This window comes from Pseudarthrobacter sp. BIM B-2242 (assembly GCF_014764445.1).
GTDB classification, from domain to species: Bacteria; Actinomycetota; Actinomycetes; order Actinomycetales; family Micrococcaceae; genus Arthrobacter; species Arthrobacter luteus_A.
The window spans coordinates 4,244,002-4,256,788 of sequence record NZ_CP061721.1 but is presented as its reverse complement, the minus strand read 5'-3'; the positions used below and the strand labels follow the sequence as shown (position 1 = coordinate 4,256,788).

Sequence of the window (12,787 nt, the reverse complement as noted above, 5' to 3'; positions counted from 1 at the left end):
GTTTGCATGACGTCATCAGAGATTCTGTCTGGGGAAATCCGGCCTCGTCCCGTAGTGGGCCGGCTTCCCCGTTACGCCGCAGGGAAGCCCCCGGCCACCGTGGAAGGCCTGGCCAGCTACAAGCTGTCCTCCAACGAGAACCCCTTGCCGCCGCTCCCGGCCGTGCTTGCGGCCATTGCCGGACAGACAGACTTCAACCGCTACCCGGACCCGCTCAGCAGCAAGCTGCGTGCGGCGCTCGCGGACTTCCTGGACGTCCCGGCAGCGGACATCGTCACGGGCGCGGGCAGCCTGGGTGCCCTGAGCCAGATCCTGTCCACGTTCGCCGGACAGAACGACGACGGCAAAGCCGACGAAGTGATCTACGCGTGGCGGTCCTTTGAGGCCTACCCCATCAGTGTCGGCCTGTCAGGTGCGGAAAGCGTGCGGATCCCGTTGACGGCTGAGGGCCGCCACGATCTTGCAGCCATGGCTGCAGCCGTCACGGTCCGAACCAAGGTCATCCTGCTGTGCACACCCAACAACCCCACCGGCCCCGCCCTGACTGCTGCTGAAACGGAACGCTTCATTCAGTCCGTCCCGTCAGACGTTGTGGTGGTTATCGATGAGGCCTACCAGGAGTTCGTGCGTGCTGAGGACGCTGTGGACGGCCTGGCGCTGTACCGCAAATACCCCAACGTTATTGTGCTCCGGACGTTTTCCAAGGCCCATGGACTGGCGGGCCTTCGCGTGGGATACAGCGTCTCGAACCCCGGCCTGACAGAGTACCTGCGGGTGGCCGCCACACCCTTTGCGGTGTCACAGATCGCGGAAAAGGCCGCAATAGTGTCCTTGCAGAACTACCCCCAGGTTGTAGAAAGGGTACAAATCATTGTGGACGAACGAACCCGTGTCACGGCCGGGCTGAAGGAGCTGGGCTGGTTTGTGCCGGAGGCGCAGGGCAACTTCGTCTGGCTGGATCTTGGTGCCAACAGCATGGAATTTGCCGATCTGGCCGGGGAACAGGCGCTCTCGGTGCGGGCATTCGGCAGTGAGGGAGTGCGCGTGAGCATCGGCGAACCGGAAGCCAACAGCCGTTTCCTCCAGCTCTGTGCAGTCTATACAAAGCCGCCACGGCGTTCCTAGCGCTTAACATGCGTCAGCAGCGGCACCTACTGAAGATAAAGTAAGGACCAGTAAGCCAAATATATGCCAACAAAGGAATACATTCCTTGCGGGGCATATATCCCAGCGACATTGCAACGCATCCGCGTGCAGCAAGCAAGGAGACGGTATGGGCGCCACACATCTGCCCTCCACCGAGTTCGAAGGAACAGCGGTAGACGACCAGCTCGAAGCCGAGGCTGAGGCCAGGCTGGGCGACCCGGCCGAACCGATGGTGCAGCTGTTGGCGCCGGACGGCACCCTAAGCACAGACCCGCAATTCTCCGCGTACGCGGACCGTCTGGACGCCGAAAAGCTCCGGGGCTTCTACGCTGACATGGCAAGGATCCGCCGCTTCGACGTTGAGGCAACGGCGCTGCAGCGCCAGGGCCAGCTCTCGCTGTGGGTCCCGCTCACGGGCCAGGAAGGCGCGCAGATCGGATCCGGGCGGGCCAGCCAGCCGCAGGATTACATCTTCCCCACGTACCGGGAACACGGTGTGGCGCTGACACGCAACGTGGACCTTGCCGAACTTCTTCGCCAGTTCCGCGGCGTCTCCAACGGCGGCTGGAACCCCAAGGACACCAACTTCCACCTCTATACGCTGGTCCTTGCTGCCCAGACCCCGCACGCCGTCGGCTATGCCATGGGGATCCAACGGGACCAGAAGCTCGCCGCCGCAGCTGCCGGCGGAGAGCCGGGCCGGCCGGCTGAGCCGAAGGCCGCGGTCATGGTCTACTTCGGTGACGGCGCCAGTTCCGAGGGCGACGTCCACGAATCCATGGTTTTTGCGTCCTCGTACAATGCGCCTGTGGTGTTCTTCTGCCAGAACAATCACTGGGCCATCTCCGTACCCAGTTCCGTGCAGACCCGTATTCCGCTGTCCAACCGGGCCAAGGGCTACGGCTTCCCTGGCATCCGGGTGGACGGAAACGATGTCATCGCCGTCCATGCCGTCACTGAGTGGGCCCTGGAACACGCCCGCGAAGGTAACGGCCCGGTGCTGATCGAGGCCTTCACATATCGTGTGGGCGCGCACACCACCGCCGATGACCCCACGAAGTACCGGGAATCATCCGAGGAAACGCTCTGGCGGGCCAAAGATCCGCTCGACCGCCTGGAAAAGTACCTTCGTGCCCAGGGCCTGGCGGACGACGCCTTCTTCGAGAAGGTCAAGGCCGACGGCGACGAACTGGCCGCCTACGTCCGCAAGACCACGCACGATCTGGAAACCCCTGACATCCGGACTGCATTCGCCAACACGTACGTCGAGGCCCACCCGCTTGTGGCCGAGGAACTGGCCTGGTTCGAGGAATACAGTGCCGGCTTCGCTGACGAGGCAGAGACCGGCCCGGCCGGGCCCGGGACAAACGATGACGCAGCGACAGGAGCGGCCCGCTCATGACCACCATGACCATAGCCAAGGCCATCAACGAGGGCCTGCGCGAAACGCTGGGCAGTAACCCCCGTTCCCTGCTGATGGGCGAGGACATTGGCGCCCTGGGCGGCGTATACCGCGTGACCGACGGCCTCCTTGCGGAGTTCGGTGAAGACCGCGTAGTGGACACTCCGCTCGCCGAATCCGGCATCATCGGGACGGCAATCGGGCTGGCCCTCCGCGGTTACCTGCCCATCTGCGAGATCCAGTTCGATGGCTTTGTGTTCCCCGGCTTCAACCAGATCACCACCCAGCTCGCCAAAATGCACGCCCGCAGCAACGGCAACCTGACCGTTCCCGTGGTCATCCGCATCCCGTATGGCGGCGGAATCGGCTCGATCGAACACCACTCCGAATCGCCGGAGGCGCTGTTCGCCCACACGCCGGGCCTGCGGATCATCACGCCGTCGAACGCCCATGACGCCTACTGGATGATTCGCCAGGCCGTCGAGTGCCAGGACCCCGTGATCTTCTTCGAACCGAAACGCCGCTACTGGCTCAAGGGCGAGGTGGATACGGTGTCTCCGGGAGCATCGGCCGATCCGTTCAAAGCCCACGTGGTCCGCGAAGGTACAGACGCCACCGTTGTTGCCTATGGGCCGCTCGTGCCTGTGGCCCTTGCGGCAGCGGACGCCGCTGCCGAGGACGGACACAGCATCGAGGTCATCGACCTCCGCTCCATTTCCCCGATCGATTTTGATACCGTCACGGCCTCCGCCAAGAAGACCGGCCGCCTTGTGGTTGCCCATGAGGCGCCGACGTTCGGCGGCATCGGCGGGGAGATCGCGGCCCGGATCAGTGAACGTGCGTTCCTTTCCCTGGAGGCACCCGTGATCCGCGTGGGCGGGTTCCACATGCCGTACCCCGTGGCTAAGGTCGAGGAAGACTATCTTCCCGGCATTGATCGCATCCTCGAGGCGCTGGACCGCGCCTTGGCCTACTAGGCACCCCGCCCCGCCTGCGCCCGCCGCAAAACCCGTCGCAAAAGAGGACACCATGGCTCTCAACAAGTTCAATCTGCCCGATGTGGGCGAAGGCCTTACGGAGGCGGAAATCGTCACCTGGAAGGTCAAACCCGGGGATATGGTCGCCGTTAACGACGTCCTGTGCGAGATCGAAACCGCCAAGTCACTCGTTGAGCTGCCCTCACCTTTTGCCGGCACGGTTACCGAACTGTTGGTTCCCGAAGGCGTCACGATCGACGTCGGGACCGCCATTATCAGCGTCTCGGATGCCATCTCCGGTGATCCGAGTCCCGCCGACGTGCCGGCTCCCGCAACTCCGGTTCAGCCGTTGTACGGCAAACTTCCCGCGGACGACGGCGATGCATCCGGTGGTGCCCCGGCCGGCGGACCGCTGGTGGGTTCAGGTCCCAAGGCAGACGCGGTCAGGCGCCGCCCCCGAAAGTCGGCGCCTGCCGCCGTCTCGCCCGCCGACGCCGTGTCGCGCAATGCCCCCGAGGTGGAACCTGTACAGCCCCATACGGCGGCGGAAGTCTCCCCGCCGGTGGCCGCGCCTGCCGGGGCGCGGATGTCGGCCGGCTCAATCACCGGAGCGGTCGACAACCGGCCGACCCTGGGCGGAACCATCACAGGCCTCGTGAACCGCGTCCTGGCCAAGCCGCCCGTCCGCAAGATCGCCCGGGACCTGGGGATCGACCTCGCCGACGTCGTGGCCACCGGTTACCGCGGCGAAGTAACACGCGAGGACCTGGTCAGCTACCAGGCCCAGCGTGACGCCGAGCTCGACAAGGCAGACGGCTTCTGGGGCAAGGCCGGCAAGCCGCAGGACCAGCGGATTGAACGCATCCCCGTCAAGGGCGTCCGCAAGGCGACTGCCAAGGCCATGGTGGAATCGGCGTTCTCGGCGCCGCACGTCAGTATCTTCGTTGATGTTGATGCCAGCCGCACCATGGAGTTCGTTAAGCGGCTGAAGGCTTCGCGCGATTTTGAGGGGATCAAAGTTTCACCGCTGCTGATCCTGGCGAAGGCCGTCATCTGGGCCGCAGCCCGGAATCCCAGCGTCAACGCCACCTGGGTGGACAACGTGGACGGCACCGACGCCGCCGAAATCCAGGTCAAGCACTACATGAACCTGGGCATCGCCGCCGCCACCCCGCGGGGACTCATGGTCCCCAACATCAAGGACGCGCAGGACCTCTCGCTCAAGGAGCTGGCGCTGGCGCTGAACAACCTGGCCACCACGGCCCGTGCGGGCAAGACCCAGCCGGCTGAGATGCAGGGCGGGACACTGACCATCACCAACATTGGCGCGCTGGGGATCGACACCGGAACACCCATCATCAACCCGGGCGAAGTAGCCATCGTGGCCTTCGGAACCATCAAGCAGAAGCCGTGGGTCCTGGACGGCGAGGTCATTCCGCGCTGGATCACCACGCTGGGCGGCTCCTTCGACCACCGGGTGGTTGACGGTGACCTGTCAGCCCGCTTTATGGCCGACGTCGCCGCCATCCTTGAGGAGCCGGCGCTCCTTCTTGATTAGGGATTCCAGAGCCGCCGCGCTCCGGGTGAGGAACCGGACCGCCAGATGGCTGACCGAGGTGTTCCAGCCGCCCGTGGTGGTGACGCTGCAGTTGCTCATCAGCCCGGTGATTGAACCGGGTTTCCCGGGCACGCTCGGTTACGGCGCGCTGGCGGCACTCTTCGTCTGCGTGCTGCCCCTGCTTGTGCTGCTTGGGCTCGTCAGGCTGGGCAAGGTCACGGATCACCACGTCAGCAACCGCCACCAGCGTGCGCCCGTCCTTCTTATGGCGCTGGCATCCGTCATCGCCGGACTGGTGGTCCTCGGGGCCGTTGGTGCGCCGCGGAGCGTGGTGGTCATGGTGCTGGCGATCGTCGCGGGCATTGTGGTGCTGGCCGCTGTCAGCCCGTTCTGGAAGATCAGCGGGCACGCGGCGGCCATGTCGTCGGCGGCCGCGATTTACGTCCTGATGCTCGGTCCGGCCTGGCTGCCGCTGCTCCTGCTGATCCCCGCCGTCGGCTGGTCCCGTGTGGTGCTCCGGGCGCACACGCGGGCCCAGGTGGTCGCCGGCTCGCTCTTCGGCATGCTGGTGATGGCCGGCCTGTGGTGGCTGCTGCGCGGCTGGCTGCTCTAGCTGCCGGCCGTGCTGGCGAACTCAACTGTCACGTCGGCGCACCGGCCATACCTCGTGTCCGCGCGAGAGGTCAGGGCTCAGTAAGTGTAAGAGGAATAGGCCGTCAGGACTTCGACCATCTCCGGGCTTCCGGCCCAGGTTCCGGCAAGGGCCGCGCATGTGCCAAACAGGAGGCCGCCCAGGATGACGGCGCCGGATGAAACGGCTGCGAAGAGCTTCCAGTCCTCGCGCAGCACGCTCCGGATGGTAGCCGGCAGGTGCAGGTCCGGTGAGATGAGGTTGGGGGCGCTGTCCAGGGAGCCGTCGTCGAGGAGCGCGATGACCCGGCCGTTGCTGTGGTCCACGCGCATCGAGCAGATGTGGTTGCCGTGACGGGCAAGGAGGATGTCGTGGCCGACAAGCTGGCGGCGCTGAAGAGTAATCAAGGGGGCCCCTTTGGGTGACGTGGAGAGTGGTGACCGCTCCGTTGGGGGCACTTCCATTTTATCGCCCGGCCCATGCCGAATGTGGCCTTGCGGGGGTGAGAACGGACACCATGGACCGGCGCCGGGGCGGTCCATGGTGTCCGGTGTCTCAGTCCGTGAGGGAGGCCCTCAGTCAGCGTCGTACGTGTTGGCAATGTAGACGTCGCAGGTGGCGTTATGGGCCACGCTGTTGGCGACACTTCCGAGCACCCGGCCGATGCCGCGCATCCGCCGGTTGCCCACCACGATCATCTTGGCGCCAAGGCGCTCGGCTTCGCTGATCAGCGCTTCGGCCGGCTTGCCGCGGGCGGCTGAGTACGTCACCTTGATGGAACCGGCGAGGGAATCGGCAACGGTCTTCGCAACGTGCTCGGCGCCGTCGGCGTCGGAGACGATCCACTGGTCGCTGCCGGAGCCGAACACCTCCGTGCGGTCACTGTCGAAGGCTGAGACTACGTGCAGCGAGGCACCCACGGCGACGGCGAGATCGCGGGCCGCTTCGGCGGCCTTCTTGGCGGTTCCGCTGCCGTCAACGCCTACAACAATAATTCCGCTCATGCTTGTGACTCCTTGGTCGAGGTAAAACTGGCCGTTCTCAGTCCCGCCAACGTTACAACGCAGCGAGCGATTCCCGCAGTACCCCGGCCAGCCGTCGCACGCCTTCCCCGATGGCGGCCGGCGGCACGGCGCTGAACGCCAGCCGGAGCCTGTTGGACGGCCCGTCCGAAGGGGTGAAGGCGGCGCCCGGGATAAAGACGACGCCGGCATCGATCGCCTTCTGCAACAGGGGGTACGTGTCCACGCCCTCCGGCAGCGTCACCCACACAAAGAAGCCGCCTTCGGGGCTGGTCCAGCTGGTGCCCGCCGGCATGTGTTCGTCCAGGGCGGTCAGCATGGCCGCGCACCGCTCGGCGTAGAGGCCGCGGTAGGTCTCGATCTGGCCCTGCCAGTCGTACTCCCGCAGGTAGGCGGACACAAGCATCTGGTTGAAGGTGGGCGGGCACAGCGTGACGGACTCGGAGGCCAGGTAGTAACGCCGCTGGAGGTGCTCCGGCACAAGCGCCCAGCCGACGCGCAGCCCCGGGGCGAAGATCTTCGAGAACGAGCCCAGGTAGATGACGTCGGCGGGGTTGGCTGCGCGCAGCGGCTCCAGCGGTTCGCCGGTGTAGCGGAGCAGGCCGTAGGGATTATCCTCCAGCACGAGAATATTCGCGTTGCGGCATATATCGACGATCCGCTGACGGCGCTCCCTGGCCAGCGTTATCCCTGAGGGGTTGTTGAAGTTGGGGATGGTGTAGAGGAACTTGATGCTTTTGCCGGCCGTCTGCAGCGCTGCGATCTTCGCCTCCAACAGTTCAGGCACCAGGCCGTCCTGGTCCATCGCCACAGTGGCCACTTCCACCTGGTAGGACTCGAACGTGTTGAGGGCCCCGACATAGGTGGGGTCTTCCACCAGCACCACGTCGCCGGGGTTGCAGAACACCTTCGTTGCCACGTCCTGGGCAGACTGGGAGCCGGCAGTGATCACCACGTTCTGCGGCACGGCGTCCCTGATTCCTTCGGCCGCCATGACCTCGCAGATCTGGGCACGCAGTTCGTCGGTGCCCTGCCCCCCGCCGTACTGCAGCGCTGTCAGTCCGTCCGTGGCGATGATGCCGGCTGCCGTGGCCGCCAGCCGCTCCAGCGGGAGGGATTGCAGATAGGGGCTGCCCCCTGCCAATGACACCAATCCGGGCCGCAGTGAGATGTCGAAGACGTCCCGGACGGCGGATTGCTTGATGTTGGCCGCCCGCTCGGAGAACAGCGCCTCGTGCGGATGCGCCGCCCGGTGGGCAGATGTCGCCGCACGTTCGATTGCGTCAATGGCTTCGGCTGGGAGCGCCGCTGCTGCAGCGTCAAGTGTTTCGTGGGTCACACCCACAGGATACAGCCGCTAGTTGCTAATAAGGCAACACCCGTTGTTCCAGATCACCCCGGACGCCTCTTTACGGGCGGGCCGGGAGGGGCTGGAATGGACCAATGACAGCTACCGCCGCACGCACAGCCGAGTTCCACGCCCTCCACCAGGCCGGCCGTCCGCCGCTCCTGCTGGTCAATGTGTGGGATGCAGCCTCGGCAAAGCTGACAGAGGAGGCCGGAGCGGCCGCCATCGCCACATCCAGTTCCGCCATCTCATGGAGCCTCGGATATCCGGACGGCAACCACCTGCCCCGGGGACTAGCGCTGGACGCGCTAAGGAGGATTGTTGCGGCCACCCGCCTTCCCGTCACGGCGGATATTGAAACCGGCTATGCGGGCGAGGCTGGCAACTACCGCCAGGCCCTCCTCGGGGACACCATCCGTGCGGTGATCGACGCCGGTGCTGTCGGCGTGAACTTCGAGGACGCCAGCGGCGGGACGCTCACCGCGATCGACGAACAGTGCCGCCGTCTCACCGTAATCCGGGAGACTGCCGCAACAGCCGGCGTCGACCTTTATCTCAATGCCCGCACGGACACATACCTGTCCGGCACCTTCGCCGATCACGCCTTTGAGGAGACGGTGCGCCGCGCCGAGGCGTATCTGGCAGCCGGGGCCAGCGGCATCTTTGTGCCCGGCGTGACCGATCTTCATGTGCTGCATGAGCTCGCCCGCCGCCTTCCCGCGCCCCTGAATGCACTCGCAGGAGTGGGAGCGCCGTCGGTGGGGGAACTGCACGACGCCGGTGTGCGGCGCATCAGCATTGGCGGCAACACTGCGAAGGCCGCCTATGCAACTGTCTTCAGGGTGGCCGAAGAAATTTTCGGTGACGGCAACTGGTCAGAGCTGGCCGGAGCCCGCAGCCATGCCGACATGGACGCGTTGTTCGAAAAATGAAAACCGAGGACCCGGACTGCTGGGCGGGTGCAGCGCTACTTGAGGCTGAGGGCCTCTGTCAGGCCAACGCCGTTGACGTAGATATCTGCGCGGACGGCGCCGACCGAGGCCACGGCGGTCTGGGTGAGTTGGGCTTCGATCCGCGGGACGTCGCACACACCGCCGGGACGAAGCGCGCCGGACAGGTAGACGGTGACGGTGGTGCCGTCGAAGGTACCGGACAGGAACGTCAGCGTTGAGGCCGCCAAAGCGTTGTAAAGCCCGGGCGCAGGCTTAGTGGATCCGTCCAGCAGGGCGTTCATGGCGGCGGGCAGCGGTTCGGCCGGTCCTTCCGCGGTGCGGCGGACACTGGCCAGGCTGTCATTGCAGCCAAAGCGCACACCGGCGGCACCGCCGTCGTCAAGCAGCACATAGTAGGCCGTGACCTGCCTGGTGCCGGACTCCTGACCGGGCGGAACGGCGGAGGACCCGGCGGCTGACGGGGCCTGCGGCGGCGCGGAAGTCTCCGGCGTTGGCGACGGTTGGGGCACTGCGGAGGGGGTGGCACTGGGAGCAGACACCACGCCGGGCGCAGGAGTGGTGACGGTGCCGGTCTCCGGCGACTCAGCGGAGCGGGTAGGTGTGGCCGATTGCTCCGGGGGCGGCGCGGCGGCGTCGACGGTTGCCGACAGCGGCGGCGGAGGTGCCTGCGGCTGCGGAACGGGAACCGGAACCTGCGCGGCAGGCGCCGCGGGTTCAACGGCGGTGGCACCGGCGGGGATGCCGCTGCCGATGGACGGAGGGGGGCCGGGAGTGCAGGAGCCGAGCCACAGCGGAAGCGTCAGCGCCGCCGTCGCCATGAATGTCCCGGACCTCAGGATGCCTGCCATGCCCGCACCGCGTTCCCATCCCCGTGCTTACCGTGTATTAACGTTACGGCTGCCTTGGACGCTTGAGTATGTCCGCGGGGTACCGGTTGGAGCAAGAGTTGGTCACGCCCGGTCCCGATAGGCGCCCGCGCGCTCACGGTGCGGTAACAGAATGCCCCGGACAGACTGATGCCCGGGGCACCTCGTGGGTGTCCGGGGCATCAGCCGGCATGCCGGGGGCTGTGGCCCGCGGCGGGCCTGACAGGGCAGGCCTTGCCGGGCGGGCCTTAGGCTGCCGGCCGGGCTGCGGTCAGCGGGGCGAAGATGCCCTTGATCTGGTCAACAACCTCGGCGTCGTCCTTCGGGTGCAGTTCGGCGAACCGGACCATCGAACCCGGAACGGCCAGCTTGACGTCCTCGAGGACCTGGGCGCCGGCGATGCCGACGGCCTTGCGGGCCTCGTCCTGGGCCCAGACGCCGCCGAACTGGCCAAAAGCGGTGCCGACGACGGCGGTGGGCTTGCCGGCGAGGGCGCCTGCGCCGAAGGGGCGGGACAGCCAGTCGATGGCGTTCTTCAGGGATGCCGGCACGGTGCCGTTGTGCTCCGGGGTGACCAGGAGGATGGTGTCGGCTTCGTTGGCGGCGGCGCGGAGGGCAGCGGCAGCAGCGGGGACCTGGCCCTCGACGTCGATGTCTTCGTTGTAGAACGGGATGTTGCCCAGGCTTTCGTGGATGACCACATCAACCTGCTCGGGGGCGTTGAGCTGGATGGCTTCGGCCAGCTGCTGGTTGGTGGATCCAGCGCGAAGGCTGCCAACAAGGGTAAGGACGGTGTTCTTTGACATGCGGACTCCTGTGGTCGGGCTGCGGCGGGGACCGCTGGCCGGTGGAAGGGTAGAGGCGTTGCTGCCTTCATGGACTAAACGGACTGCGGTCCGATTAAAATTCCCCGGCCGCTAAGATATGGGTGTGAGTTACATCCCATTGCTGCCAGGCTCCCTGTCGGGCCCCGTTGCGGAGCGCAGTGACGCCGCGCGGAACCGGGAGCGGCTGCTGGGTGCGGCACGGGAACTGATCGCAGAATGCGGCGTGGACGCCCTCACAATGGACCGGCTCGCCGAGCGCGCCGGCGTGGGCAAGGGGACCGTCTTCCGCCGGTTCGGCAGCCGGACCGGCCTCATGATGACGCTGCTGAGCGACGCCGAGGCCGCCTTCCAGGCCGGTTTTATGTTCGGCCCCCCGCCCCTGGGTCCGGGGGCTTCCGGGGTGGAGCGGCTGGTCGCTTTCGGAGCGGCGAGGATTGAGTACGTCCTTGAACACGGGGACCTCGTACGCGCCGCGGAGAGTACGGCGCCCAACCGTTTCGAGGTGCCCGCGGCCCTGCTGTGGCAGCGGCACGTCGAGGTCCTGCTGCGGGCGGCGGGGATGGAGGCTGACCCCGCGGTGATGGCCGCTGCGCTGATCTCCACCCTTGAGCCGGAGCGGCTGCTCTACCTGGTCCGCATCCAGGGCCTGGCACCCGAGAGAGTGATTGGCACATGGCGCGAACTTGTCACACGCGTTATTGGCGGGCCGTAGGCTACGCGAGATTTCGGGCACCCGTCCAGTCACATGAGTTTTACTGATCCATTCATAACAATCTGATACGGTCGGGCGGATTTGGTGCTACGGCCCGTACTTAGCCTCCCTCTATGTGGTAGTTTCCTCTGGAATGTGACCCAAAACATAGCCCGCTAACCCGGACATGACTGTGGTCACTGGAGGCCGGCAGCGCGCTGGTGGACACCTGGCAGCCGCGAGACCCGCGGTGAGCCGGACATCGGAAGGATCTGGGACATGGATGTAGTCAAGGCGAATAATCCGGGGCCAGCCCAAGGCGATCCCTTGGGGTTTCCTTCCGCATCCCGGGTGGCCCCGATCCTGAAGTAGACGCCCCTATGCTCAGGTACCTCGCCAAACGCGGCATCACGTACGTATTCATGATCTTCCTGACCACTTCGGCCGGATACTTCCTGGCGGTCAGTTCCCTCAAGCCGGCGCTCCTCGAACAAGAGCGGATTCCCCGCCCCACACCGGAGCAGGTTGCAAATTCCATGCGCCTGAAGGGCCTGGACCCGGACCTTAGTCCGTGGGAGCGCTACGTGGAGTGGCTAACCGCGGTGGTCACCCGGTGGGACTGGGGACGCAGCCCCAACGGGGCCTTCATCAACGCTGAATTCGGCGACCGCGTCTGGATTTCCACCCGGCTTTTCCTCGCCTCCATCATCCTGACGCTCGTCATCGGCGTTGCCCTCGGCGTGTACTCGGCGGCCCGCCAGTACAAGTTCCAGGACCGGGTGATCACGTCCTACAGCTACCTCGCCTACATTGTGCCCGCGCCCATCGCCTACTTCCTGGTGCAGCTGGGGGCCATCAACATCAACGAGACGGTCGGCGAACGTATCTTCTTCGTCACCGGCATCTCCACGCCAGGCATGGCGCCGGGATGGGCACAGTTCGTGGACATGCTCGCGCACTACGCGGTGCCCACCATCGCCATCACCCTGGTGGGCTGGGGCTCGTACCAGATTGCCCAGCGGCAGTATCTGCTGGACAACGTCAACGCCGACTTTGTCCGCACAGCCCGTGCGAAGGGCCTGACCCGTAACCAGGCCATCACCAGGCACGCCCTCCGGGTGTCCTTCATCCCCGTGGCCCAAAGCATCGCCTTCACCATCCCGGCCATCTTCGCCGGCGGTTTCTTCGCGGAGAAGATCTTCGCCTGGCCCGGCGTGGGTTCCTGGAGTATCGACGCCATCTCGCTGCAGGACGTGAACGCCGCCACGGCCACGCTGGCCTACGGATCGGTCATTTTCGCCCTCGGCGCTATCCTCGCCGATTTCGCCACCACGCTTGTTGACCCGAGAGTGCGGGTGCAGTAGCC

At 65.9% G+C, this 12,787-nt stretch carries 13 protein-coding genes; 8 read left to right on the top strand and 5 right to left on the bottom strand.

Features of this window, described 5'->3' with window-relative positions; all coding sequences use genetic code 11:
- The first annotated feature begins 6 nt into the window (after window positions 1-6).
- From IDT60_RS19635 to IDT60_RS19615, 5 genes are all read left to right on the top strand, one after another.
- A complete protein-coding gene (locus IDT60_RS19635) occupies window positions 7-1,125 on the top strand; it encodes a histidinol-phosphate transaminase (RefSeq protein ID WP_191080327.1) in 1,119 nt (372 codons plus the stop codon).
- Between the two features lie 148 nt (window positions 1,126-1,273).
- Window positions 1,274-2,548 (top strand): thiamine pyrophosphate-dependent dehydrogenase E1 component subunit alpha, encoded by a 1,275-nt coding sequence (locus tag IDT60_RS19630; RefSeq protein WP_191080326.1) that lies wholly within the window; start codon window positions 1,274-1,276, stop codon window positions 2,546-2,548.
- The gene (locus IDT60_RS19625; protein ID WP_191080325.1) at window positions 2,545-3,525 is read left to right on the top strand and encodes an alpha-ketoacid dehydrogenase subunit beta; all 981 of its coding nucleotides are present in this window, start codon (window positions 2,545-2,547) and stop codon (window positions 3,523-3,525) included. Before IDT60_RS19630 ends, IDT60_RS19625 begins: the two co-directional genes overlap by 4 nt.
- A 52-nt stretch (window positions 3,526-3,577) precedes the next feature.
- Window positions 3,578-5,083, top strand: a complete 1,506-nt coding sequence (locus tag IDT60_RS19620) for a dihydrolipoamide acetyltransferase family protein (protein ID WP_191080324.1) — start codon at window positions 3,578-3,580, stop codon at window positions 5,081-5,083.
- The gene (locus IDT60_RS19615; protein WP_223883818.1) at window positions 5,076-5,696 is read left to right on the top strand and encodes a phosphatase PAP2 family protein; all 621 of its coding nucleotides are present in this window, start codon (window positions 5,076-5,078) and stop codon (window positions 5,694-5,696) included. The genes IDT60_RS19620 and IDT60_RS19615 overlap by 8 nt, the downstream gene beginning before the upstream one ends.
- A gap of 77 nt (window positions 5,697-5,773) precedes the next feature.
- Here IDT60_RS19615 and IDT60_RS19610 read toward each other — a convergent pair whose 3' ends face one another.
- The 3 genes from IDT60_RS19610 to IDT60_RS19600 all read right to left on the bottom strand — a co-directional run bounded on the left by IDT60_RS19610 (window position 5,774) and on the right by IDT60_RS19600 (window position 8,075).
- Entirely contained in the window at window positions 5,774-6,121 is a 348-nt protein-coding gene (locus IDT60_RS19610; RefSeq protein ID WP_191080323.1) for a hypothetical protein, read from the bottom strand.
- A gap of 168 nt (window positions 6,122-6,289) precedes the next feature.
- Window positions 6,290-6,718, bottom strand: a complete 429-nt coding sequence (locus IDT60_RS19605; protein WP_164203991.1) for a universal stress protein — start codon at window positions 6,716-6,718, stop codon at window positions 6,290-6,292.
- Between the two features lie 52 nt (window positions 6,719-6,770).
- The gene (locus IDT60_RS19600) at window positions 6,771-8,075 is read right to left on the bottom strand and encodes a PLP-dependent aminotransferase family protein (protein WP_191080322.1); all 1,305 of its coding nucleotides are present in this window, start codon (window positions 8,073-8,075) and stop codon (window positions 6,771-6,773) included.
- 104 nt (window positions 8,076-8,179) lie between these two features.
- Between IDT60_RS19600 and IDT60_RS19595 the strand changes: the two genes are divergently transcribed.
- Window positions 8,180-9,016, top strand: a complete 837-nt coding sequence (locus IDT60_RS19595; protein ID WP_191080321.1) for an isocitrate lyase/phosphoenolpyruvate mutase family protein — start codon at window positions 8,180-8,182, stop codon at window positions 9,014-9,016.
- 35 nt (window positions 9,017-9,051) lie between these two features.
- Here IDT60_RS19595 and IDT60_RS23335 read toward each other — a convergent pair whose 3' ends face one another.
- Window positions 9,052-9,885 carry a GerMN domain-containing protein gene (locus IDT60_RS23335; RefSeq protein ID WP_223883817.1) on the bottom strand — a complete coding sequence of 278 codons (834 nt, stop codon included), beginning with the start codon at window positions 9,883-9,885 and terminating at the stop codon, window positions 9,052-9,054.
- Window positions 9,886-10,151: 266 nt separating this feature from the next.
- Entirely contained in the window at window positions 10,152-10,709 is a 558-nt protein-coding gene (locus IDT60_RS19585) for an NAD(P)H-dependent oxidoreductase (protein ID WP_191080320.1), read from the bottom strand.
- 124 nt (window positions 10,710-10,833) lie between these two features.
- On the opposite strand from IDT60_RS19585, the gene IDT60_RS19580 reads away from it, so the two are divergent.
- Together IDT60_RS19580 and IDT60_RS19575 are read left to right on the top strand one after the other, a co-directional pair.
- The gene (locus IDT60_RS19580) at window positions 10,834-11,442 is read left to right on the top strand and encodes a TetR/AcrR family transcriptional regulator (RefSeq protein ID WP_223883816.1); all 609 of its coding nucleotides are present in this window, start codon (window positions 10,834-10,836) and stop codon (window positions 11,440-11,442) included.
- 359 nt (window positions 11,443-11,801) lie between these two features.
- Window positions 11,802-12,785: an ABC transporter permease gene (locus IDT60_RS19575; protein ID WP_164204002.1), complete on the top strand. Its 984-nt coding sequence runs from the start codon at window positions 11,802-11,804 to the stop codon at window positions 12,783-12,785.
- Window positions 12,786-12,787: the final 2 nt, after the last annotated feature.

Excerpts from the sequence above, each read along its gene's own strand:
- IDT60_RS19605 (WP_164203991.1), bottom strand. The coding sequence starts at position 6,718 with ATGAGCGGAATTATTGTTGTAGGCGTTGACGGCAGCGGAACCGCCAAG.
- IDT60_RS19635 (WP_191080327.1), top strand. The coding sequence starts at position 7 with ATGACGTCATCAGAGATTCTGTCTGGGGAAATCCGGCCTCGTCCCGTA.
- IDT60_RS19620 (WP_191080324.1), top strand. The coding sequence starts at position 3,578 with ATGGCTCTCAACAAGTTCAATCTGCCCGATGTGGGCGAAGGCCTTACG.
- IDT60_RS23335 (WP_223883817.1), bottom strand. The coding sequence starts at position 9,885 with ATGGCAGGCATCCTGAGGTCCGGGACATTCATGGCGACGGCGGCGCTG.
- IDT60_RS19595 (WP_191080321.1), top strand. The coding sequence starts at position 8,180 with ATGACAGCTACCGCCGCACGCACAGCCGAGTTCCACGCCCTCCACCAG.
- IDT60_RS19630 (WP_191080326.1), top strand. The coding sequence starts at position 1,274 with ATGGGCGCCACACATCTGCCCTCCACCGAGTTCGAAGGAACAGCGGTA.
- IDT60_RS19585 (WP_191080320.1), bottom strand. The coding sequence starts at position 10,709 with ATGTCAAAGAACACCGTCCTTACCCTTGTTGGCAGCCTTCGCGCTGGA.
- IDT60_RS19575 (WP_164204002.1), top strand. The coding sequence starts at position 11,802 with ATGCTCAGGTACCTCGCCAAACGCGGCATCACGTACGTATTCATGATC.
- IDT60_RS19625 (WP_191080325.1), top strand. The coding sequence starts at position 2,545 with ATGACCACCATGACCATAGCCAAGGCCATCAACGAGGGCCTGCGCGAA.